17 protein-coding genes and 1 pseudogene are annotated in these 24,072 nt (G+C 69.7%); 9 read left to right on the forward strand and 9 right to left on the reverse strand.

The features are described 5' to 3' along the window. The first annotated feature begins 81 nt into the window (after positions 1–81). On the forward strand, positions 82–3,609 hold the full coding sequence (locus tag BEN78_00465) for a transcription-repair coupling factor (GenBank protein ID ASR42109.1): 3,528 nt from the start codon (positions 82–84) through the stop codon (positions 3,607–3,609). After that, positions 3,609–4,214 carry an HD family phosphohydrolase gene (locus BEN78_00470; GenBank protein ID ASR42110.1) on the forward strand — a complete coding sequence of 202 codons (606 nt, stop codon included), beginning with the start codon at positions 3,609–3,611 and terminating at the stop codon, positions 4,212–4,214. Before BEN78_00465 ends, BEN78_00470 begins: the two co-directional genes overlap by 1 nt. A 3-nt stretch (positions 4,215–4,217) precedes the next feature. Here the strand turns inward: BEN78_00470 and BEN78_00475 are convergent, their stop codons facing one another. From BEN78_00475 to BEN78_00510, 8 genes and pseudogenes are all read right to left on the reverse strand, one after another. Beyond that, positions 4,218–5,570, reverse strand: coding sequence for a hypothetical protein (locus BEN78_00475; GenBank protein ASR42111.1), 1,353 nt, complete (start codon positions 5,568–5,570; stop codon positions 4,218–4,220). Further along, positions 5,567–8,049, reverse strand: a pseudogene (locus BEN78_00480) (hypothetical protein). Before BEN78_00480 ends, BEN78_00475 begins: the two are co-directional and overlap by 4 nt. A gap of 248 nt (positions 8,050–8,297) precedes the next feature. Next, positions 8,298–8,786, reverse strand: coding sequence for a 7,8-dihydro-8-oxoguanine-triphosphatase (locus tag BEN78_00485; protein ID ASR42112.1), 489 nt, complete (start codon positions 8,784–8,786; stop codon positions 8,298–8,300). A 70-nt stretch (positions 8,787–8,856) separates the two neighbouring features. After that, entirely contained in the window at positions 8,857–9,999 is a 1,143-nt protein-coding gene (locus BEN78_00490; GenBank protein ID ASR42113.1) for a succinyl-diaminopimelate desuccinylase, read from the reverse strand. A gap of 97 nt (positions 10,000–10,096) precedes the next feature. Further along, complete coding sequence (locus tag BEN78_00495) at positions 10,097–10,453, reverse strand: arsenate reductase (GenBank protein ID ASR42114.1); 357 nt, start codon at positions 10,451–10,453, stop codon at positions 10,097–10,099. 55 nt (positions 10,454–10,508) lie between these two features. Beyond that, on the reverse strand, positions 10,509–11,342 hold the full coding sequence (locus BEN78_00500) for a 2,3,4,5-tetrahydropyridine-2,6-dicarboxylate N-succinyltransferase (GenBank protein ASR42115.1): 834 nt from the start codon (positions 11,340–11,342) through the stop codon (positions 10,509–10,511). A gap of 30 nt (positions 11,343–11,372) precedes the next feature. Beyond that, entirely contained in the window at positions 11,373–13,988 is a 2,616-nt protein-coding gene (locus tag BEN78_00505; protein ID ASR42116.1) for a [protein-PII] uridylyltransferase, read from the reverse strand. 1 nt (position 13,989) lies between these two features. Continuing rightward, positions 13,990–14,772: a type I methionyl aminopeptidase gene (locus tag BEN78_00510; protein ID ASR42117.1), complete on the reverse strand. Its 783-nt coding sequence runs from the start codon at positions 14,770–14,772 to the stop codon at positions 13,990–13,992. Between the two features lie 331 nt (positions 14,773–15,103). Between BEN78_00510 and BEN78_00515 the strand changes: the two genes are divergently transcribed. The 7 genes from BEN78_00515 (at position 15,104) to BEN78_00545 (ending at position 22,494) form a co-directional block, all read left to right on the forward strand. Next, positions 15,104–15,646, forward strand: a complete 543-nt coding sequence (locus BEN78_00515) for a hypothetical protein (protein ASR42118.1) — start codon at positions 15,104–15,106, stop codon at positions 15,644–15,646. Between the two features lie 21 nt (positions 15,647–15,667). Further along, positions 15,668–16,219 carry a hypothetical protein gene (locus tag BEN78_00520; protein ASR44803.1) on the forward strand — a complete coding sequence of 184 codons (552 nt, stop codon included), beginning with the start codon at positions 15,668–15,670 and terminating at the stop codon, positions 16,217–16,219. A gap of 33 nt (positions 16,220–16,252) precedes the next feature. Beyond that, positions 16,253–17,026 (forward strand): hypothetical protein, encoded by a 774-nt coding sequence (locus BEN78_00525; GenBank protein ID ASR42119.1) that lies wholly within the window; start codon positions 16,253–16,255, stop codon positions 17,024–17,026. Beyond that, the gene (locus BEN78_00530) at positions 17,026–19,362 is read left to right on the forward strand and encodes a hypothetical protein (protein ID ASR42120.1); all 2,337 of its coding nucleotides are present in this window, start codon (positions 17,026–17,028) and stop codon (positions 19,360–19,362) included. Before BEN78_00525 ends, BEN78_00530 begins: the two co-directional genes overlap by 1 nt. Further along, positions 19,359–20,402: a hypothetical protein gene (locus tag BEN78_00535; protein ASR42121.1), complete on the forward strand. Its 1,044-nt coding sequence runs from the start codon at positions 19,359–19,361 to the stop codon at positions 20,400–20,402. Before BEN78_00530 ends, BEN78_00535 begins: the two co-directional genes overlap by 4 nt. Positions 20,403–20,691: 289 nt before the next feature. Then, entirely contained in the window at positions 20,692–21,477 is a 786-nt protein-coding gene (locus tag BEN78_00540) for a 30S ribosomal protein S2 (GenBank protein ASR42122.1), read from the forward strand. 138 nt (positions 21,478–21,615) lie between these two features. Next, the gene (locus tag BEN78_00545) at positions 21,616–22,494 is read left to right on the forward strand and encodes a translation elongation factor Ts (GenBank protein ID ASR42123.1); all 879 of its coding nucleotides are present in this window, start codon (positions 21,616–21,618) and stop codon (positions 22,492–22,494) included. A 298-nt stretch (positions 22,495–22,792) separates the two neighbouring features. On the opposite strand, the gene BEN78_00550 is transcribed toward BEN78_00545, so the two are convergent. Beyond that, on the reverse strand, positions 22,793–23,806 hold the full coding sequence (locus BEN78_00550; protein ID ASR42124.1) for a hypothetical protein: 1,014 nt from the start codon (positions 23,804–23,806) through the stop codon (positions 22,793–22,795). Positions 23,807–24,072: the final 266 nt, after the last annotated feature.

The following is a 24,072-nucleotide window of genomic DNA, read 5'->3' on the forward strand; positions in this document are numbered from 1 at the left end:
CGCGCCGGAAGCCCGACGGGCATCCGGCGCTGTCGTCGTTGTGCCCCCGTTCTCTCCGCCGTACCGCTTCCCGACGTCCCGATGCCCAAGTCCCTCGCTTCCCCCGCCGCCCCGCCGTTGCCCGGCGCTGGCCATACCCGCGCCTGGTGGCGCGCGCCCGCCAGCCGCAGTGCGCTGGCCTGGGCGGTGCTGCAAGCCGCGCGCGCCCATCACGGGCCGCTGCTGCTGGTCGCGCGCGACAACCACGGCGCCCATCAGCTCGAACACGATCTGCGCACGCTCGGCGGGGAAGATCCGGCTTTGCCGGTGGTGCCGTTCCCGGATTGGGAGACGCTGCCCTTCGACCGCTTCAGCCCACATCCGGACATCGTCTCCCAGCGCCTGGCCGCGCTGCACCGCCTGCCGGGGCTGACCCGCGGCATCGTGGTGGTCCCGGTGCAGACGCTGATGCAGCGACTGGCGCCGGTCAAACACATCGCCGGCAGCAGCTTCGACCTGACCGTCGGCCAGACCCTCGATCTCGACGCCGAGAAACGCCGCCTGGAAAGCGCGGGCTATGCCCATGTCCCGCAGGTCCACGATCCGGGCGACTTCGCCGTGCGTGGCGGGCTGCTCGACGTCTTCCCGATGGGCGCTGACCAGCCTTACCGGATCGAGCTGTTCGACGACGCGATCGAGACGATCCGTGCCTTCGACCCCGAATCGCAGCGGTCGCTGGAGAAGATCGACGCCCTGCGCATGCTGCCCGGCCGCGAAGTGCCACTGGACGAGACGTCGCTGGCACGCGCGATGGACGCGCTGCGCGAGCGCTTCGACATCGACACCCGGCGCAGCGGGCTGTACCAGGATCTCAAGGCCGGTGCGGCACCAGCCGGTATCGAGTACTACCTGCCGCTGTTCTTTGATGCGCCGCGCCGCGCACTGGCCGAGCGCGGCGCCCCCGCGCCGAGTACGGCCACGCTGTTCGACTACCTGCCTGCGGACACGCTGCCGGTGCTCGATGTCGGGGTGTCGGCGGCCAGCGACCAGTTCCAGGCGCAGATCGATCATCGCTACGACCAGTTGCGCCATGACATCGAGCGCCCGCTGCTGCCGCCGACCGAGCTGTGGCTGGCGCCCGACGCGCTGCGCGAACGCCTCAACCAGGGTGCGCGGATCGAACTGTGCGACGCCGCGCACCCGCGCCACGGCCAGGCCGCAGCGCTGGGCGAGCAGCCGGCGCCCGAGCTGCCGCTGGCCGCCCGCGACCAGGCCCCCGCACAGGCACTCAAGACCTTCCTGGGCCATTACCCCGGGCGCGTGCTGATCGCGGCCGATTCGGCCGGCCGCCGCGAAGCCTTGCTCGAGGTGCTGCAGGCCGCCGACCTGCGTCCCACGGTGCTGGCGGACTTCGGCGCGTTCGTCGACGACGCTGCGCGCTTTGCGATCGCGGTGGCGTCGCTCGACGACGGCTTCGCGCTCGATGCCCCGCAGATGACGGTGCTCACCGAACGTCAGCTGTTCCCCGAGCGCGCCGCGCAGCCGCGCAGCCGACGCCGGGCCGGGCGCGATCCCGAGACCATCATCCGCGACCTGGGCGAGCTCAGCGAGGGCGCGCCGATCGTCCATGAGGACCACGGCGTCGGGCGCTACCGCGGCCTGGTCGTGCTCGAGGCGGGCGGACAGCCGGGCGAGTACCTGGACATCGAGTACGCCAAGGGCGACCGGCTGTACGTGCCGGTGTCGCAACTGCATCTGGTCAACCGCTACTCGGGCGCATCGCCCGAAACCGCGCCGCTGCATTCGCTCGGCGGCGAGGCCTGGACCCGTGCCAAGAAGAAGGCGGCCGACAAGGTCCGCGACGTCGCCGCCGAGCTGCTGGAGATCCAGGCCAAGCGCCAAGCACGGGCCGGACTGGCGCTGGAGGTCGACCGCTCGATGTACGAGCCGTTCGCCGCCGCGTTCCCGTTCGAGGAAACGCCCGACCAGCACGCTGCGATCGAGGCGATGATCCGCGACCTGGGCAGCAGCCAGCCGATGGACCGCGTCGTCTGCGGCGATGTCGGCTTCGGCAAGACCGAGGTCGCCGTGCGCGCGGCCTTCGTCGCCGCGACCGCCGGCAAGCAGGTCGCCGTGCTGGTGCCGACCACGCTGCTGGCCGAGCAGCACTACCGCACGATGGCCGACCGCTTCGCCGACTGGCCGCTGCGCGTGGAGGTGCTCTCGCGTTTCAAGAGCAGCAAAGAGATCAAGGCCGAGCTCGAAAAGCTCGCCCGCGGCGAGATCGACGTCATCGTCGGCACCCACCGCCTGCTGCAGCCGGACGTGAAGTTCAAGGACCTGGGACTGGTGATCGTCGACGAAGAGCAGCGCTTTGGCGTGCGCCAGAAGGAAGCGCTCAAGGCACTGCGCGCCAATGTGCACCTGCTGACCCTGACCGCGACCCCGATCCCGCGCACGCTCAACATGGCGATGGCCGGCCTGCGCGATCTGTCGATCATCGCCACGCCGCCTGCGCACCGGCTGGCAGTGCAGACCTTCGTCGTGCCCTGGGACGATGCCCAGTTGCGGGAGGCATTCCAGCGCGAGCTCAGCCGTGGCGGCCAGGTCTACTTCCTGCACAACGATGTCGAGAGCATCGGCCGCATGCAGCGCCAGCTGCAGGAGCTGGTGCCCGACGCACGCATCGGCATCGCCCACGGCCAGATGCCCGAACGCGAGCTCGAGCGGGTCATGCTCGATTTCCACAAGCAGCGCTTCAACGTGCTGCTGTGCTCGACGATCATCGAGTCGGGCATCGACATCCCCAACGCCAACACGATCATCATCAACCGCGCAGACAAATTCGGCCTGGCGCAGCTGCACCAGCTGCGCGGCCGCGTCGGCCGATCGCATCACCGCGCCTACGCCTACCTGGTCACGCCCGATCTGCGCAGCATCACCAGCGATGCGCGCAAGCGGCTGGAGGCGATCGCCTCGATGGACGAGCTCGGCGCCGGCTTTACGCTGTCCACCCACGACCTGGAGATCCGCGGCGCCGGTGAACTGCTGGGCGAAGGCCAGAGCGGACAAATGGCCGAGGTGGGCTTCAGCCTGTACACCGAACTGCTCGAACGGGCGGTGCGCAGCATCAAGCAGGGCAAGCTGCCCGACGTCGACGAGGCCGATGCGCGCGGGGCGGAGGTCGAACTGCACGTCCCGGCGCTGATTCCCGAGGACTACCTGCCCGACGTGCACACCCGGCTGATGCTCTACAAGCGCATCAGCGGCGCCCGCGATGCCGAGCGGCTGCGCGAGTTGCAGGTGGAGATGATCGACCGTTTCGGCCTGCTCCCCGACGCCGCCAAACATCTGTTCCAGGTCGCCGACCTCAAGCTGCAGGCCACCGCACTGGGCATCCGCAAGCTCGACCTGGGCGAGGCCGGCGGCCGCGTGCAATTCGCCGACAAGCCCAAGGTCGACCCGCTGGCGGTGATCGGACTGGTACAGGGGCAGCCGCAGCGCTACCGTATGGACGGGCCGGACAAACTGCGCGTCGTGCTCGACCTGCCCGATGCCGAATCGCGGATCAAGACCGCGCGCGGCCTGTTGATCGCTCTCGCCCCGTCCTCGTCGTCGCCCGTCCGCTGATGCCCACCACCGCCACGCATGTCGACCGCGCGCCCGACGACCTCGTCGCCTCGCTGCATGTGCTGACGGTGGCATTGCACGAGCGCGACACCTACACCCATGGCCACTGCGACCGCGTCGGGCGGCTGGCCAGTGCCCTGGCCCGCCGCCTCGGCCTGTCGCACGCACGCCGGCATGCACTGGTGCTGGCCGCACGCTTCCACGACATCGGCAAGATCGGCATCCCCGACGACGTGTTGCTGCACCCGCATCGGCTGGACCCCGACCGGCTGGCGATCATGCGCACCCACTCGGCACGGGGCGCGCGGGTGTTCATCGCCACCGGTCGCGACGATGCCCACGAAGTCGCGCGGATCATCCGCCATCACCACGAGGCGGTCGACGGCAGCGGCTATCCCGATGGGCTGATCGGCGAGGCGATCCCGCTCGAAGCGCGCATGCTGGCCGTCGTCGACAGCTACGACGCGATGACCAGCGACCGCCCGTACCGCCGCGCCCTGGGCGTCGACCAGACGCTGGCGCGGCTGCGGGCCGATGCCGCGCGCAGGCTCGATCCCGACCTGGTGGACGCCTTCATCGGCGTCCTGCACACCAGCCCGGGCTGACGCTCAACGCGGCGCCGCCGTGCCGACGCTGTCCAGGATCGTGCCCGCCAGGCGCCCATAGTCGCCGTCGAAATGGTGGCCGCCGGGCAAGGTCCGGACCGTGACGTGGCCGGGCGGCAAGGTCGCGCAGGTGGCGTCATCGTCGCCCTCGCCTTCGATGCACAGCGCGCGATCGGCCGACAAGCGCATCACCTCGGGGGCGATCTCCAGCGCATCGGGATCGTTCGCCGACAGCCAGTTGCCGACATGGAACTCGAACGAGGCACGCCGGCCCAGCCCGATCAACACTGTGCGCGCGACCATCGCGCGGGTGGCCGGCGGCAGGCGGTTCACCGCGAAGGGCAACACATCGGCGCCCTGCGAGTAGCCGATCAGCAACACGCGCGCCCGGCCCCAGCGCGCGGCGTAGCTCCGCACCACGCGGTCGATGTCGCGGGCCAGGCCGTCAGGCGTGCGCGCCGACCAGAAATAGCGCAGCGAATCGAACCCCACCACCGCGATGCCGCGCGCGGCCAACGCATCGGCGACCTCGGTGTCGAGCCCGGCCCAGCCGCCGTCGCCGCTGAGCAGGATCGCGAACATCGGCTGCGCCGGCCCGTGGGCCGGCACCTCGACCAGCGGCAGGTCGCGCACGTCCGAAGGCGGTGCGGCCGGCTGCGCGCGCGCCGACAGGCGCGCCAGGCGCTGGACGGCGGCGCGCAACGGCGCCGGCGCATCGCCATGTGCGCGCACCGCGGCGCCATCGATGCCGCGCGCGAAGCGCTGGAGCTCGCCCAGCTCGGCCGTGCTGGTCAGGGCCAGCCAGGGCATGACGAGGGCCGGCACCGGCTGCAGCGTCACCGTATCGGACTGAGGCGTGTGCGCAGCGAACAGCGTGCCCTCACCTTGGCAAGGCGGCTTGCCGAGCGCCAGCGGCGGCAACGCGCCGCGCGTGACCGCGCCGGCAAACACCCCCGGCTGGGCCTGCGCGGCCATCGCATAGACGATCGCCGCGCCCTCGCCCCGGCCCACCAGGACTGGCGGCCGGTAGTCAGGCAATCGCGCATAGCCCTGCAGCCAATGCGAGAGATTCTCCAGATCGCCATCCGGGAACGCGCAGGCCCCGCCATCGCGCGCCAGCGCCGCCTGCAGCCGCGCCACGTCGATCTCGGCCACCAGGGCACCGTCGGCCGCCAGGGCCTGCGCGGTGGCGTGGTCGTCGCCCGTATCGAGCAACAACACAGTATGCGTCGCCTGCCCGGCCGGCCGTGTCAGCACGACATCCTCGAAGAACCCATGCCGCAGCCGTTCCTGCGCAGCTGCAGGCCCCACCAGCAGCAACGCCGCCACAACGCCCCACATCACCACAGGTTTCATTTCGACAGGACTCCTCGGTAACCGCCCGCAATCAATGCCGCGGCATCGGCCAGCACCAGCAGCGGCGCGATGCCGCCGGGCGAGGCGAGATAGCGCGCACTCCACTGCGGATCGAACTTGTCCTTGAACGCGCGCAGCCCACGGAAGTTGTAGAACTGCTCGCCGCGCGCGAACAACAGCCGCCCCATGCGATGCCACTGCGGCGCCAGTGCGTGGGTCGCCATGCCCGATAGCGGCGCCATGCCCAGCCCGAAGCGCCGATAGCCATCGGCGGCCAGGTGCTGGAGCAGGCGCGCGAACAGGAAATCCATCGTGCCGGGCGGCGCATCGGGCAGGTGGCGCATCAGATCGATACTCGCCTCCGACGCCTCGCTCGCCGGATCGCCGGCGAGGAGCAGGCTGGCGAACGCGACGATCCGTGTCTCGTCGCGCACCACCGCGATCGGATTCCGGGCGAGATACGCAGGATCGAACGCGCCGATCGAAAACCGCTTCTCTGCGGTCCGGTGCTGCGCCAGCCAGGCATCGGAGACCGGCTGCAATGCGGGCAGCAGCGCCGGCACTTGCGGCGTGTCGACGATCTCGAACCGCAGGCCCGCACGCTCGGCGCGGTTGACTGCGGTGCGCAGACTGCCCCTCCGCCTGCCCTGCAGCGAGAATCCGGGCAGCGGCACGCTGGCGTACTCGCCCAGCTTGAACAGCCGCAGGCCGGCATCGAGGTACATCGGCAACGCCTCCGGGCCCACCTGATAGAAACAGCCGCGCGCCCCTGCATCGCGCGCGCGCTCCAGGAACGTCCATACCAGGTCCGGCCAGGCCTCGTACGGGCCGACCGGATCGAACAGCGCAATCCATGAGCGGCCTTGCCGCCCGTACATCAGGAAGGCATCGCCGGCCGGCGAGAACAACAGGTGCTTGTCGCCAGTGAGCACCAGTCCCGCGTCGGCGCTGTCGTGCGCACGCACGATCGCCTGCGCCTGCGCCAATTGCGCGACATCGGGCAATGGCGGCGGCGGCGCGGCCGGACGTACCAGTTGCCGCAGCGCGAGCGCCAGCGCGACCACCGCCATCGCCACCAAGGCCCGCAACGAACGCGGCGCCTCGCCCGACAGCGCGAACTGCCACCACAACTGGTGCGCGTAGGCGACATCGCGGTAGGCGAAGAACAGCAGGCCGACCACCGCGATGCAGATCACCGCCATCGCCACCAGCCAGCCGCCGGTAAACGGCACCGCGAGCAGCGAGGCGCGGCGCGTGAACTGACGCCTGGAGACAAGCAGCGCCAGCAACAGCGCCGCCAATACCGCCGCCTCGGTCACCGCCACGCCCTTGGGCAGTGCGAACACCAGCGCCAGCGCCACCAGCACGACCGCCGCCCACCAGGCGGCGTCGAGCCGCCGCAACAACGCGCGCGCGACGAACAGCAGCAACACGCCGATGACCGAACTGAGGAAATGCGCCGCCTCGATCAGCGGCAGCGGGACCATCGCGAGCATGCGCAGCGCGCGGCCGGTGGCCGGCGTCACACCCGAGACCAGCAGCATCACCGCCGCCACCAGGGTTGCGGCCGCCAGCACACGCGGCGCCAACCCGGCCAGGAACCGACGCGCCGGCGACGCCACCCGCCCGGTCTCGTGCAGGACCAGCACGCCCAGCGCGATCAGCAGCGGCAGCAGGTAATAGACCAGGCGATAGAGCACCAGTGCACCGGCCAACGTGCCCGCCGGCACGCGATCGGCGAGCGCGACCAGCATCACCGCCTCGAACACGCCCAGCCCGCCCGGCACATGGCTGACCACCCCCACCACCACGGCTGCGGCATAGAAGCCCAGGAACGTCGCGAATCCGACCGCGCCTTCGGGCAACAGCAGCCACAGCACCGCGGCGGCCGCCGTGATGTCGACGATCGACAGCGCCAGTTGGGTCCAGGCCAGGCCGGGCCTCGGCAGGCGGAGACGGCCAACGTGCCCGCGGATCTGGCACAACACGAGCAGCCCCAGCACCGCCGCCACCGCCAGCGCGCCCAGCGATGCCACGGCCCAGGCCGGCAAGCGCAGCATCGGCGCGAGCGCCGCGGCATCCCACCACAGCCCGGCGCCGCCGACCGCGCAGGCGCCAAGCCCGAACGCGGATGCATTGAAGACGATCGCGCGCGACACCTCGCCCGGCTCCACGCCCGCGGCCCCGTAGAGCCGCATGCGCACCGCGCCCCGGTGAACACACCCAGGCCGATCGTATTGCTCAGCGCGTAGGCGACGAATGCGGTCTTGGCGACCGTCCGCGCGGGCACGCGCGCACCGACATAACGCAACGCGCTCGCGTCGTAGCCGATCAGTGCGGCGAAGCTGATCGCGGTGGCGAGGATCGCCAGTGCGATCCGCAGACCCGGCGTGGCCTCGATCGCGGCCACGATCTCGTCGTAGCGCAACTCGTGCCAGAAGCCGTGCAAGGCGACCGCGAGCAGTGCGCCGATCGCCAGCACGCCCGCGACAATCGCGACGCGGCGCAGCGCCTCGGCATGCGCGATCGACCAGGCGCTGACCGTCTGCAGCGAACGTCGCATCGACACCGCCATGTCCACCTCGCGCGTACGCCCCGCGGCGATCGCAGGGCACGAAGGCCGCGGAGCATACACCTGCCTCCGTGTCCGGCAGGCGCACATGTCGCGCCGGCCACGGCGCGCCGTTCAGCCGTCCCGCCGCCCGTCATCACCAGCGTGAAAGCGGCCTATACCCGCGAGTACGACCAGGATTGCATGGCACCGTTCCGATACGGCATCACGCCGTGGAAGGCGCGCGGATCGTCGTCGAAGACCAGCGGCAGGAACTGGCGGTCGCCGTCCCAAAGCGGCAGATCGAGCACGCGATCGGCCTCGACCCATTCCAGCGTGCCTTCAGGGTTGGCGGTCAACGGCGTGCCATGCCAGGCGTCGATGACGAACACGAAGCCCAGCCAGTCCTCGCCGTTGCGACCGAAGCCCGGCCAGCTGACGGTGCCGCGCAGGCGCAGGCTGTCGCACTCGATGCCTGCTTCCTCGCGGATTTCCCGGCGCATGCCGGCGACCACGTCCTCGTCGCGCTCGATCTTGCCGCCCAGACCGTTGTACTTGCCCAGGTGCTGATCGCCGGGCCGCGCATTGCGATGGATCATCAGCACCCGTCGGCGATCGGGGGACAGCACATAGCCGAGCGTGGCGACGATCGGGGTGTAAGGCATCGGGCTCGGGCCTGCATCGGGAAGCCGGGCATTGTAGCGAGCCCCGCCGCAGATCCTGTCGTGCTGGCGCTCAGCCGGGCGCGGCGGGCAGCAGCAACCGCGCCACCAGCGTCTCATACAGCGCCGGCAGCGCTTCGAGATCGGCGACGCGGACGTGCTCGTCGACCTGATGGATGCTGGCGTTGACCGGACCGATCTCGATGCATTGCGCGCCCAGCGGCGCGATGAAGCGGGCATCGGACGTGCCGCCACCGGTGCTTTCGTCGGGCGCGCTGCCGGCAAAGGCCGTCAGCACCTCGCGCGCCGCCGCACGCAGTGACCCTTCCGGGGTGTGGAACGGCTCGCCGCTGCGATGCCAGTCGAGCGTGCAATCCAGGCCATGCCGCGCCAACAGTGCGGCGATCTCGGCCTCCAACCGCGGCGCGTCCCAATGCGGGTTGTAACGCAGGTTGAACTGCACCGTCGCACTGCCGGGGATCACATTCGTCGCGCCAGTGCCGGCGGCGATGTTGCTGACCTGCAGGCTGGTGGGCGGGAACGAGTCGAAACCCTCGTCCCAGTGCCGGCCGACGAGTTCGGCCAGCGCCGGCGCCAGCAGGTGGATCGGGTTGCGCGCCTTGTCCGGATAGGCCACATGGCCCTGGACGCCGTGCACGGTCAAGGTGGCCGACAGGCTGCCGCGCCGGCCCACGCGCAGCAGATCGCCCAGGCACCGGGTCGACGACGGCTCGCCGGTGATGCACCAATCGATGCGCGTGCCGCGCTCGGCGAACGTGCGCGCGACCCGGCGCACGCCGTCGATCGCCGCGCCTTCCTCGTCGGAGGTCAGCAGCACCGCCAGCGTACCGGGATGCTCGGGATGCGCGGCGACGAAGCGCTCGGCGGCGATCACGAATGCGGCGACGCTCCCCTTCATATCGGCCGCCCCGCGCCCGTACAGCAGGCCGTCGCGGATCTCGGGCACGAAGGGATCCGATGCCCAATCTGTGACCGGACCGCTCGGCACCACGTCGGTATGGCCGAGCAGCACCAGCACCGGCCCACCGGTCCCATGCGTGGCCCAGAGATTGTCGACGTCGCCAAAGCGCAGCGATTCGATCGCAAAGCCCGCCTCGGCCAGGCGCCCGGCGAGCAGCGCCTGGCAGCCGGCATCGTCGGGCGTCACCGAGCGGCGAGCGATCAGGTCACAGGTGAGATCGAGAACATCGGACATGGCAGCTCGCTTGGGACACGATCAGTGCACACACACCGGGGTTGGCCCGGCAGGATGGCATAGCACGCCCGCCGGGAGACTTGCGCCGGAGCGCTTTTTAGTCGATGCCGAAGCGCTTCTTGAAGCCGTTGTCGCTGAAGCCCTGGGTGACCGTGCCGTCCTCGGTGACCACGACCGGGCGCCGGATCAGCTGCGGGTATTCGCGCAACAGCAGCTTCCATTCCGCCTCACTGGCCGCACCCTTGCGGTTGTCGGGCAACTGCCGCCACGTGGTCGAGGACTTGTTGACCATCGCCTCGAAACCGCCCAACTGCCCAGCCCAGGCGACCAGCGTCTCGGGTGTCGGCTTGTCATCGCGGTAGTCGACGAACGTGTGCGCGACACCGAAGCGATCAAGCCATTTGCGCGCCTTCTTGCAGGTATCGCAGTTCTTCAGGCCGTAGAGCGTGGTCATGGGAGAGTCCTTGAACAAGCGCCGGGACCGACCCGGCATGAGGTCGTCGGCCGGCTCAGTCGGCCAGGCCGCGCAGCAACTCGTTGACCGAGGTCTTGCTGCGGGTCTTTTCATCGACCTGCTTGACGATGACCGCGCAGTACAGCGAATGCGAGCCGTCCTTGGCCGGCAGCTGGCCCGAGACCACGACGCTGCCCGGCGGCACGTAACCGTAGGAGATCTCGCCGGTCGCGCGGTCGTAGATGCGCGTCGACTGGCCGAGGAACACGCCCATGCCAATCACGCTGTGGTGACCGACGACGACACCCTCGACGACCTCCGAGCGCGCGCCGATGAAGCAGTGGTCCTCGATGATCGTCGGGCTGGCCTGCAGCGGCTCGAGTACGCCGCCAATGCCGGCGCCGCCCGACAGATGCACATGCTTGCCGATCTGCGCGCACGAGCCCACCGTGGCCCAGGTGTCGACCATCGTGCCCTCGCCCACGTAAGCGCCGATGTTGACGAAGCTCGGCATCAGCACCACGTCGCGGCCGAAGTAAGTGCCGCGGCGCACCGCGGCGCCCGGCACCACGCGCACGCCGGCGGCCTTGAAACGCGCTTCATCGAAACCGGCAAAGCGCGCCTCGACCTTGTCCCAAAACGGTGCGGGCTGGGCGTCGATCACCGCCATGTCGTTGCTGCGGAAGTACAGCAGCACCGCCTTCTTGAGCCACTCGTTGACCTGCCAGCCGCCGTTGCCATCAGGCTGGGCGACGCGCAGCTCGCCCGACTCCAGGCCGGCCATCGCCTGTTCGACCGCCGGTTTGACCGCATCGCCGATCTCCTGGGCGGTGAGCTCGGCGCGACGCGCGAACGCGTCCTCGATCAATGTCTGCAGCGCGTGGGTCATGGCGGATCTTCGTGGGGAAAAACAGGGGCGCTATCGTGCCATGTCACCGTCGATCGAAGCGAGCAATGCAGTGCGCAGCGTCTCCTGCGCCGCCTCGTCGAGCGGCTGGCCGTCGGCGCCGACGAGCCGGAACACGTCCTCGACGCGTTCGCCGAACGTCGCCACGCGCGCATCGTGTACGCGAATGCCGTGCTGGCGCAGCACATGGGCGACATCGGCCAGCAGGCCCGGCCGGTCGGTGCACACCAGGCTGAAGACTGTGTGTCGTCCGTCGGCACCGGGATTGAATTCGATGCGTGGCGGCACGCGGAAGTGCCGCAGGTGACGCGGCTGGGCACGACGCGCCGGGCGCAGATCGAGCGCCCCGCCGAGCACGGTGGCGAGCTTGCGCTCGATCGCGGTCAGTTCCAGCGGATTGCGCGTGTCCATCGGCAACACCTGGAAGACGTCGAAGATCGTGCCGCCCGGCCCGTCAAGCGCACGTGCCTGCTGGATCGCCAGACCCAGACGGTCGAGCGTGATCACGATCGCCGAGAACAGGCCGTCGCGATCGGGCGAATGCACGAACACCTCCAGCGCCTGCGCCCCGGCCGCGAGCCGGCGCACACGCACCACCAGCCCGCCCTGGGCACTGTCGCGCAGCGCCAGCGCCTGCCAGACCACCTGGTCGGCGCGCCCGCGCAGGAAACTCTCCTGCGGAATCCGCGCGAACAGGACGTCGGCCTGGGCATCGTCGATGCCGTGAGCCGAGAGCAGCCCGCGGGCGCGGTCGCGCGCTTCGGCGATACGCTCGATCGCCGCCACCGGGTGCTCGAGGCCCCGGCGCAGCGCCAGCCGCGTGGCACTGCGCAGATCGGTCAGCAGCCGGTCCTTCCAGGCGTTCCACAGCTTGGGCGAGGTGCCGGCGATGTCGGCGCAGGTCAGCAGGTACAGGTAATCCAGCCGTTCGCGGTCGGCGACCTCGGCGGCGAACTTGTGGATCACGGCCGGGTCGGAGATGTCGAGCTTCTGCGCGCTGGTCGACATCAGCAGGTGGCGCCGCACCAGCCATTCCACCAGCGCGGTGTCGGTCTCGCCCAGCCCATGGCCCTCGCAGAACGCGCGCGCATCGACCGCGCCCAGTTCCGAATGGTCGCCGCCGCGCCCCTTGCCGATGTCGTGGAACAGGCCGGCCAGCAGCAACAGTTCGGGCTTGCGCAACTGCGGCCACACTTCGTGCGCGGTGGAGAACCGCTCGTCCGGCGCCTCGGAGGCGAAACTGGCGATGTTGCGCAGCACCGCCAGCGTGTGTTGATCGACGGTGTAGGCGTGGAACAGGTCGAACTGCATCCGCCCGGTGACATTGGCGAACTCGGGAATCCACACGCCCAGCACGCCGAGCCTGGCCATGCGCTCGAGCGTACGCACCGGCGTGGGCCCACGCAGCAGGGCCATGAACTGCTCGCGCAGCACCGGCGAGGCGCTGCGCCACGACGGCAACGCGTGCAACGATTCGGCCAGCGCGCGCGCGGTCTGCGAGTGCAGGCCGCGCAGCTCCTGCCGGTCGGCCCAGATCGCGAACAGATCGAACACCCGCGCGATGTCGCCGCCGGGCCAGACATCGTCGCGCGCCACCAGGTAGCCGCGCTGCACGCCGAACTCGGCATCGAGCGGCCGCAGCGCGCCCTCGCCCTCGATCTGTTCCTCGAAGCGCTGCAGCAGGCGTTCGCTGATCCGCTGTACCACCGCGGCACTGCGGTAGAACTCCTGCATCATCTTCTCGACCAGCGGGTTGTCGGCCTGTTCGACATGGTGCAGCCGCGCGGCCAGCGCCTTCTGGTAATCGAAGCGCAGCCGCTCCTCGGCCTTGCCGGCGACCAAGTGCAGCCCGAAGCGCAGCCGCGAGAGCGTGCGCCGCTCGCGTTCGAGCGTGGCGTGCTCGTCGACCCCGAGCTGGCCGAGCGCAATCAGCTCTTCCAGGCCGTAGATGCCGAGGACGCGGCGCGCCATCCAGCGCAGGTTGTGCACGTCGCGCAGGCCGCCGGGGCCGTCCTTGATGTTGGGCTCGAGGTTGTCGGCGGTGTCGCCGAAGCGCGCGTGGCGGACTTCGAGCTCGCGCCGCTTGGCGTGGAAAAACTCGGCCGCCGGCCAGACCTTCGGGTCGGCGATCGCATCCATCAGCGCGCGCACTTCGCCGATATTGGCCAGCAGCGGACGCGCCTCCAGCAGCGCGGTCAGCACCGTCGCATCGGCGGCTGCCTCGGTGCACTCCGCAAAGCTGCGCACCGCATGGCCGACCGGCAGCCCCAGGTCCCACAACAGCGCCAGCATCCGACTCAGCGCCTGTGCGTGCGCGGCCTGCACCTGCGGCTCGCCGACGATGAGCAGGTCGATGTCCGAATGCGGGAACAGTTCGCCGCGGCCGTACCCCCCGACCGCGAACAGCGCCAGCACCGCCTCGCCGGGAATACAGCGCGCCCAGGCCTTGCGCACCCAACCGTCGACGGCGTTGGCGCGTGCGGCCAGCAGCCGATCGATGTGCTGGCCGGCGTCGAAGCCCTGGATCAGCCGCGCGTCGTGCGCGGCGAGCGCGTCGCGCGCCTCCGCTACCCAGGCCGCGTCGCCGACGTCGGCGGCAGGTGCGGTGGCGGCGGTGCGCTCGCCCACGTCAGAGGAACGCGTCGTTGTCGTCGCCCGGAATCCGGGTCAACACGTCGACGCCGTCGGCGGTGACCGCGACCGTGTGCTCCCACTGCGCCGAGAGCTTGCGGTCCTTGGTGACCACCGTCCACCCGTCGGGCAGCACCTTGGTGAAGCGCGTGCCCTCGTTGATCATCGGCTCGATCGTGAAGGTCATGCCTTCCTTGAGCACGACGCCGGTGCCCGGCGTGCCGTAGTGCAGCACCTGCGGCTCGTCGTGGTAGACCTTGCCGATGCCGTGGCCGCAGTACTCGCGCACGACGCTGAAACGCTCGCTTTCGGCGTACTTCTGGATCGCGTGGCCGACATCGCCGAGCGTGGCGCCCGGCCGTACCGCGCGGATGCCGCGCCACATCGCCTCGCGGGTCACCTCGACCAGCCGTTTGGCCATCACCGACGGTGTGCCGACGAAATACATGCGGCTGGTGTCGCCGTGCCAGCCATCCTTGATGACGGTCACGTCGATATTGATGATGTCCCCGTCCTTGAGCACCTTGGCATCGCTCGGGATGCCGTGGCAGATGACATTGTTGGCCGAGATGCAGGTGGTCTTGGGATAGCCCTTGTAGCCGACGTTCGCCGGGATCGCGCCCTGTACGTTGACGATGTGCTCGTAGCAGATGCGGTCGAGCTCGTCGGTGGTCACCCCGGGTTTGACGTGCGGGGCGACGATCTGCAGGACTTCGGCGGCCAGGCGGCCGGCCACGCGCATCTTCTCGATCTCGTCGGGCGTCTTGGTCTGAATGCTCATCCGGCCATTATCGCAGATCGCTCCGGCCTGCCGCGCGCGGGGCCGCGGCATCCGGCATGGCACGCCCATGGCCACGGGTCACCAACCGACTCACGGCCCCTTCACCGACGGGCGTTTCAGTATGGCTGCGCACAGGATGCACTGCCTTTTTGATGAATACGCAGTGACGCTGCCGGGCCGCAACGGCCTCGGGCAGCGCGGACAGGAGACCGCCATTGGACGCCGACATTGCCACCGCGGCCCTGCCGCCCCAGCGTCCAGCTTTCGACGACCGCACGCCGGTCGCTCCTCGCCCGCATGTCCTTCCGATCCCACAAGACGGAGATGTCCCATGCGCTTGATGCCATTGACCGCCGCCGCCCTGCTTGGGTTGTGTGGTACGACCGCCCAGGCCGAGATCACCGGACAGATCGACGCCACCATGACTTTGCAGGCCGGCTGCATCATCAACGGCGTCGACACCGCCGACGGAGGCAGCGTCGGCACCCTGGGCACGCTCGATTTCGGCACCGAGACCACCGTCTTCGACCAGGCCGATGCCGAGGTGCAGAACGCGGGCAGCGCAATCACGATCCGGTGCTCGGAAGGCGTGGCCCCGAGCATCACCTTCGATGGCGGGCTCAATCCCGGGGCCGCACCCGACGGCGACGGCAGCCGCGCCCTGGCGCTGCAGGGCGGCGCGGACGCACGTTTCATCAGCTATGAGCTGTACTCCGACGCCGGCCGCTCGACGGTGATCGCCGAGGGTGCCGCGCTGACACTGCCGGCCGACGGCAGCGCGCAGACGGTGAACGTCTACGGGCGTGCCTTCGGTGGCGCCGCACTGCTGCCGGGCACCTACACCGATGTCATCGGCGTCGTGATCACGCTCTAAGCAGCCGTGGCGCGCGCATCCCTGCACGCCGGCACGCCACATGCTGGGGCTCGCGTCGCCGGCGCGCTGTTCGCGGGCCTGCTGACGCTGGTGCCCTGGGGATTGGGCGCCCAGACCCAGGCCACCTTCCCGGTCTCGGCCACGGTGATTCCGGGCTGCGCGATCGACGGCCTGGGCAGCAGCGGCGCCGCGGGCGTGATGGCGACGCTCGATTTCGGTACCGACAGTGCACTGTCGAGCGCCGTGCGCACGGCCAATGCCGGCGCCACGCAGGTCGTCACGCTGCGCTGCACAGCCGGGGTGGTGATGCGCATGCGCATCGACGGCGGCGCGCATGCGGCCGGGGGAGTGCGGCAACTGCGTCATGCCTCGGTCGATCGCCGCATCCCGTACCGGTTGTATCGCGATGCTGCATTCACCCAGGAAATCGCGATCGATCAGGCGCAGGCGATCACCGTACCCGGCAGCGGATTGCTCGGCGTCTCATTGCCGGTCCACGGCCGGCTGGCACTGCCTGGAGACGCCCTGCCCGGGACCTACACCGATACCGTCACCGTGACGCTGGACTGGTGAGGCCCTGCGCCTGGCCATCGACAAGGACCTGTCATGCCGATCCATCCCTGCCGCCAAGGCCCAACTTGCGCCATTGTCCGCTGGCTGATCGCCGCAATGCTGGCGCTGGCGGCGACCGCGAGCCCTGCAGCCAATTCGCTGCTGATCTGGCCGGTCAATCCGACCATCCGGCCCGGCGAACAGGCCGCCGCGCTGTGGATCGAGAACCAAGGGCGGACCACCGCGCACCTGCAACTGCGCGTGTTCGCCTGGCAACAGGTCGATGGCGAGGACGACTATCGCGTCCAGCACGACATCGTCGGATCGCCGCCGATGACTCGTATCGCGCCGGGCCAGCGGCAGTTGGTCCGGCTGACCCGGACCGCGCCAACGCCGGTGCCCCGCGAGCTCGCCTACCGGGTCGTGGTCGACGAGATTCCCGTCCAGGCGTCGGACACGGCCCAGGCGGATACGCCGGCCGGGGTGCGCTTCCAGTTCCGCTACTCGATCCCGCTGTTCGTCCTCGGCGAGACCGCCGCACACGACGGGCCGCAACTGGCATGGACGCTCGAGCAACGCGAGGGCCGGACCTTTTTGCTGGTGCACAACCACGGCCACCGCCATGCGCGCCTGACCGGCCTGGGGTTCCGCCGGCAGCGCGGTGCGCACGTCCCCTTGCAGAACGCGCAACTGGGGTATGTGCTGGCCGGCAGCGTCGCGCGCTGGGCCCTGACCGATGCCGCGCAGGCCGAAGGCACGCTTGAGGCGCATGTGGACGATCACCGCCGCCTGCGCACGATTCCTCGCATGTCAGGGTCGGATCGCTGATGCCGGGCTCGGCGTCCGTGCGGCTGGCGCCGGCACTGTTGTACGCAGGACTGGCACCGGCGTTGACGACCCAGGCCGGTCCGCCGGGCCAGCTGCCACCGCCCCCGCAGGCAACCGATGCCATCGGCGAGGGCGTGGTGCACCTGGAACTGGTCGTCAACGGGCTGGCGTCGGGGCGCGTGGTACCGGTCGAGTTGCGCGACGGCCATTACCTGGTCGATGCGGCTGCGCTGCGCGCCCTGCACGTGCGCGTCGACGCGCCGGATCGCGACGGCCGGGTCGCGGTCGACCGCCTGCCGGGCGTGACCGTCGCCTATGACATCGCCCACCTGCGCCTGCGCCTCGATGTGCCTGTTGACTGGCTGCCGCTGCAACACGTCGACAGTGACAGCGGGCTCACCCGGCATCCGTCGCAGTCCGGCCGCGGGCTGCTGCTCAACTACGATCTCTACGCCACGCGGGCCGCGGACGCGTCCACCGCCGCCTCGCTGTGGACCGATCTGCGACTGTTCGGCGAAGCCGGTACGCTGTCGTCGTCAGGGGCTTGGCGCCACGGTGGCAGCGGCCCGTCGTTCGTGCGCTACGACACCCGTTGGCAGCGGATCGACGAGGGCCATGCGCGACTCTGGGAAGCGGGCGACCTGATCACGCGCGGGCCGGCCTGGACCTCGCCGGTAAGAATCGGCGGCGTGCAGTTCTCGCGCGATTTCTCGCTCAGGCCCGACATCGTCACCTATCCGCTGCCGCAGTTCGCGGGCCAGGCCGGCGTCCCGTCCGCGGTCGACCTGTATGTCAACGGCAATCTCGCCGCGCGCGAACGCGTCGACCCCGGCCCCTTCGCGCTGACCGACGTGCCGTTCATCAATGGGGCCGGCGAGGCGGTGGTCGTAGTCACCGATGCGCTGGGCCGACAGGTCGCCACGGCCGTGCCGTTCTACGTCAGCAGCCAACTGCTTGCGCCCGGACTGAGCGACTTCGCGCTCTCGGTCGGCGCCCTGCGCCGCGATTATGGGCTCCAGGACTTCGCCTACGGCCCGGTCGTCGCCTCGGCGGCCTACAGCCGCGGGCTCACCGATGCGCTGACGGTTGAGGCGCTCGGCGAGGCGGCGGACGATCTGGTCCGGCTCGGCGCCGGCGGCGTGGTCCGGCTGGGCATGCTGGGCATCGTCAATGCCGCCTACAGTCACAGCACCTCGGATGGCCGGTCGGGCACGCAGTTCGATGTCGGCTACCAGTACGCACGCCGCGGATTCACGCTGTCGGCGCAGCACCAGCGCAGCGACGACGCCTTTGTCGACCTCGCACGCTACGACCCACGGGCCACATTGCCGTTCCGGCCACGCACGACGGTGGTCGCCGGCAGCCTGGCGCTCGGGCGCTGGGGAAGCGTGGGCCTGGGCCATGTCGCGCTGGAGAATGCGGACGCCTCGCGCACCCGGCTGGTCAACCTGTCGTGGAGCGTGTCGCCTTGGCGGGACGTCGGGTTCTACCTGTCGGGCAACCGCGACATCGACGCTGGGACCTGGTCGGCGGTCGCGCAGGTCGTCGTCTCGCTGCGGAACGGCAACGTCACCGCGACCCACGATCACGCCAGCGGTCGCGGCGATGCACAACGGCTGCGCTACACCCGCCCGGTCCCCAGCGATGGCGGCCTGGGGCTGGGGCTGGGCTACAGCCGCTTCGCCGGCGGCGACGATCAGCTCCAGCTCGACACGCTATGGCGCGGCCGCCATGTCCAACTCGGCGGTGGCCTGCGTGGCAGCGGCGGCGCGCACACGCTGTGGGCCAATGCCGCCGGTGCTGTCGTGCACATGGATGGCGGCACCTTCCTGTCGAACCGGATCTCCGATGCTTTCGTGGTGGTCGACACCAACGGCTTTGCGGACATCCCGGTCCGCTACGAGAACGTGACCGTGGGCACGACCGACCGCAACGGCCGGCTGCTGGTGCCCTGGTCAGGCGCGCACTACGCGGCGAAGTTCGAGATCGATCCGCTGCAACTGCCCGCACATGTGCACACGCCGGTCGTCGAGCAGCGCGTCGCGGTCCGCCGCGGCAGCGGCTTTGTGATGCGCTTCCCGGTCGAGCGCGCCCGCGCCGCCCTGGTGACGCTGCACGATGCCAGGGGCGTCGAACTCGCGCCGGGCACGCCGGTGACCAGCGATCAGGGTGAACAAGCCCATGTCGGCTGGGACGGGCTGGTCTACCTGTCGCGACTGGCGTCCGACAACACCCTCACCGCACACCCCGCCGGCGAACCGCCCTGCACTGCGCGCTTTGCGCTCGACGCCGAGGTGGAGGGGCTGGCACGGATTGGCCCACTGGCCTGTCGATGATGCGCCCGCGCGTGCCTGCCACCTCGCCTTCGTACAGCCGGCTGCTGGGCCGGCTGATATTCGTCCTGGCGCTGTGCATGGCTGGTGGCCTGCACGCGCAGGACACCGGTTCGTGCACGGTGGCGAGCGCACAGGCCGACCTCGGCACGACCGGCACGCTGGCATTGGCCCAGAGTCCGCGCCAGGCGGCCGGCAGCGGCGGCCTGGCGTGCAGTGCGCTGGCCTTGCTCAGCGCCTCGTACATCAAGGTGCGGTTGGAAGGCTCGACCTTCCAGTTGGCCCACAGCGGCGGCGGCCCGCCGATCCCGTTCACGGTGCTGGCGCAGAGCACCGGGCCGCAGATCGGCCAGGGCCAGGAATTCGACTTCTCGGCGCTGAACCTGCTCAACCTCTTCAGCGGACCGGGCGGTAGCCTGCCGCTGTACATCCGCACCGCCCCCACCCCGGGCCTGCGCGCGGGCACCTACACCGGCACGGTCAATCTGCGCTGGTACTTCTCGATCTGCACGCTCGGCCTCGGGCCGGTCTGCGCCTACTCGCAGAGTCCGGGTTTCGTCCGCCCAGGCCTGCTGACGCCGATCGACTGGGGCACCGGCATCCCGGTGACGGTGAACGTCGTGTTGCGGCTGGAGAACGACTGCGCGATCTCGGCCCCGCCCCTGGACTTCGGCAGCGCACCGCTTGCCGGTGCGTTCGGGCCTGTGGTGCAACAGATCACCGTCCGCTGCAGCGCAGGCGCCGCATACACGGTCGGGATCGACGACGGGCAGCATTTCTCCGCAGGTTGGCGGCGCATGCGCGACGACCTCGCGCCCACCCAGTTCCTGCGCTACGCGCTCTACAAGGGCGCGGCCTCGGGGGAGCGCTGGGGCAGCGTCGGTGCCGAGCGGCGCTCGAGCGCCGGCGCCGAGCTCAATCCCGGGGTCCACACCGGCGCGACCGCGCAGGGCTTCACGTACCGGGCGCTGATCGACCCGACCCAGGCCACGCCGCCTCCCGGGGTGTACCGCGACACGCTCCGGGTCGACATCCGCTTCTGAGCCCGGAGACCCGGACAGATTGCGTCCGGGTAGCGGTGCGGGTTAGAATCCCGAGCTTGCCGTGCCCGCTGGTCGGGCCCGACACGCAACGCCGGGCGTCACCGGCGAATACACACCTGTCGCATCGACCCGTGCCGGGGTGCCTCGCAAGAGGTTCGGCCACGGAGGCGACGGGGAGGCCCAACCCCGGAATCGAGAGACGAATTCGATCGCCAAGTCCCGCACATCTCACGTGCGGATTTGCCACGACACCGGCTTCGTTCGATTCCACCATCACGAGATTATCCAAATGCCTCAGATCACCATGCGCCAGATGCTGGAAGCCGGCGTGCACTTCGGCCACCAGACGCGCTACTGGAACCCCAAGATGTCGCCGTACATCTTCGGCGCCCGCGGCAAGATCCACATCATCAACCTCGAGAAGACGGTTCCGCTGTTCAACGACGCGATGAACTTCATCTCGGGCATCGCCCAGAAGCGCGGCATGATCCTGTTCGTCGGCACCAAGCGCAGCGCGCGCGAGGCGATCAAGGAAGAAGCCGAGCGTTGCGGCATGCCGTACATGACCCAGCGCTGGCTGGGCGGCACGCTGACCAACTTCCGCACCGTCAAGCAGTCGGTGTCGCGCCTGAAGGAACTCGAGTCGGCCGAGACCGACGGCACGTTCGACAAGCTGGTCAAGCACGAAGTGCTGGGCCTGCGTCGCGAGCGCGACAAGCTCGAGGCCTCGCTGGGCGGCATCAAGGAAATGAACCGTCTGCCCGACGCACTGTTCGTCATCGACATCGGCCACGAGAACATCGCGATCCAGGAAGCCAAGAAGCTCGGCATTCCGGTCATCGCCGTTGTCGACACCAACTACGATCCGGCGCTGGTGGACTACGCGATCCCGGGCAACGACGACGCGATCCGCGCCGTGCAGCTGTACGCCAACGCCGCGGCCGACGCCGTGCTCGAAGGCAAGGCGGCCGCGCCGAGCGCGGCGACCGTGCGCGAGGAAGAGTTTGCAGAAGGCGGCGACAAGCCGGCCCGCGCCCCGCGCGGCAAGAAGACCGAGGAAGCCGCGGCCGAGTAATCGCCGCGACATGCGGCTGCGCCATGCTGCGCAGCCGCAGCGCCTCCGGCGCGATCGCCGTTCGCCTGCGAGCGGCGACCGCCAACGACCGGCCGTGCTCCGCACGGCCGACGCATCCACCGAACACTGAGGTCATCCATGGAAATCACCGCATCCCTGGTCAAGGAACTGCGCGAGCGCACCGGCGCCGGCATGATGGAGTGCAAGAAGGCGCTGGGCGAGACTGCCGGCGACATCGACGCCGCCGCCGAAGCCCTGCGCAAGTCGGGCCTGGCCAAGGCCGACAAGAAGGCCGACCGCGTTGCCGCCGAAGGCCGCATCGTTGCCACCCAGGACGATCGCGCCGCGGTGCTGGTCGAGATCAACTCCGAGACCGACTTCGTCGCCAAGGATGACAACTTCCTGCGCTTCACCGAGGCCGTCGCCCAGGCCGCCCTCACCTCGGGCGCTGCCGATATCGACGCGCTGAAGGCCGCGAAGCTCGCCTCGGGCGAGACCGTCGAGGAAGCGCGCGCTGCCGTCATCGCCAAGGTCGGCGAGAATGTGCAGGTCCGTCGCATCGTGCGGATGGAAAGCAGCCACAACCTGGCAGCCTACGTCCACGGCGGCCGCATCGGCGTGCTGGTCGAGCTGCAGGGCGGCGACGCCGATCTGGCGCGCGGCCTGGCGATGCACGTCGCGGCGATGAACCCGCCGCACAACAAGGCCGCCGATGTCCCGGCCGAGTTCATCGAAAAGGAAAAGGAAATCGAGCTGGCGAAGATGTCCGACAAGGACAAGAACAAGCCGGCCGACATTCTCGAGAAGATCATCAGCGGCAAGCTCAACAAGATCGTCAACGAGGTCACGCTCTACGGCCAGCCCTACGTGCTCGACACCGACAAGACGGTCGAGGCCACGCTCAAGGCTGCCGGCGCGGACGTGCTGCGCTTCCAGCGCTTGGCCGTCGGCGAAGGCATCGAGAAGGTCGTTGAGGACTACGCTGCCGAAGTGATGAAGCAGGCCGGCCTGGCCTGATCCATCCGCCGCGGTGTCCTTGGAGACCGCTAGGCGACAGAAAAGCACGCCCCTTGCGGGCGTGCTTTTTTTTTGCCCAAGTCAAGGAGTCCTGCTGTTGCTCACTCAATCTCGGCGTCTCCAGCACGGGAGCGCGCCTGACGGGGGCTGCCCCGGGCGAATCCATGTCTAACGAAGGCTGGCGGCAAACGCATGCAACAGCGAACTGACGGCCGGTGGCTGCGTCAAGCGCGCCAGGGGTGAGCCTGCCCGCCGCGCTGCACCGGGCCGGGCCGGACCGATCCGCGGAGCACGCGCTTCACTCTTGGAACACCACGCCCTCCATCGACACCGGCAGGTGGTCCTGGGCCGCGCCCTGTAGGAATGCCTCGTAGTCCGGGCTCCCCCGGAACGCCGCGAACCGGTAGGGAAACTGCGCCAGGTCCGCGTTGGAGAAATCCGGTCTGCGTGCCAGGAACAGGCCCACGAGGGCAGAGAGCACCGGCAGGTCCGGGCAATCCTCCTCCATCCACATGCATTGCCCCGACTCGTTGACCTCCAGAAAGACGAAGCCGCCATCCGGCCGGACGATGAAGTCGAAGGAGCCGTGCACAAGGCCCAACATTGCCATGACCCGCAGGCAGCCCTCGCGCACATCATCGGGCAACTGGAACGGTGTCACCGTCGGATGTTTGGCGGCGTGGCGCCAGTCCACCGCCAGATCGGGATCGCCGCGCGTATCCAGCCGTGCGGCGATCACCGCCTGCCCGAAGACCGCCACCCGCACCTCGAACGCCTTGTCGATGAAGTGCTGGTAGATCAGCGGGGACGCCTGCAGGACGCGTGGGTCGGCCAGGTCCTGCTCGGTCACCAGCGAGGACAGATATTCGTACGAACGGCCATCGCGCGTGTTCCACAGATGCGGGAAGAACGGCTTGGCGATGACGCGGCCGCCGTGCGCGCGCACGAACGCGCCGATACGCGCCGGATCGTTGCTCGCCAGCGTCTGGGGCACAGTCATGCCGCAGGCCTGCGCCAGACGCAGCTGATGCAATTTGTTGTGCCGGCTGGTCATGAAGCTCGTCAGCGGGTTGACCCACCAGGCCTGCGGCGCGAGCACATGCAGCATTCCCCAGAAGAAGCGCTCGCTTTCCCGGCGGCAAGCCTCCGCATCGCGGGCGTCCAGGCCTTCCGGCACGCCGGGCGAGCGTCCGATCCTGCGGATCCACACGAAGTCGCAGTCGGCATCGGGCAGGCTGCCCGCTGTCGCGCGCGCGGCCTCGCCCAGCTCGAAGCTGTGGGTCGCGCGCGCCGGAAAGTCGCTCAGGCACATCCAGCGGGTCGCGATTCCGCGATCGGCAAGTGCCCATGCCACGGCGCCTGCATGGACATCTCCGGGATGGGTGATCACGCGTAGATGTCCAGGCATGAAGGGCGTTCCGTCGATGGTGATGCGGGTGTTCTACCTCAGACCGCGGCCACCATGCGAGCGGCCCGTCGGCGCCCGACACCGCGAGCCTGCCCTTCCGAATGATTTGACACAGGGGACGGTCATGGACTAAGACACCAAGGACGCCGCCATGTCGACGGCGCCGCGAA

Source organism: Xanthomonas citri pv. mangiferaeindicae (assembly GCA_002240395.1).
In the GTDB taxonomy this organism is placed as follows: domain Bacteria; phylum Pseudomonadota; class Gammaproteobacteria; order Xanthomonadales; family Xanthomonadaceae; genus Luteimonas; species Luteimonas citri_A.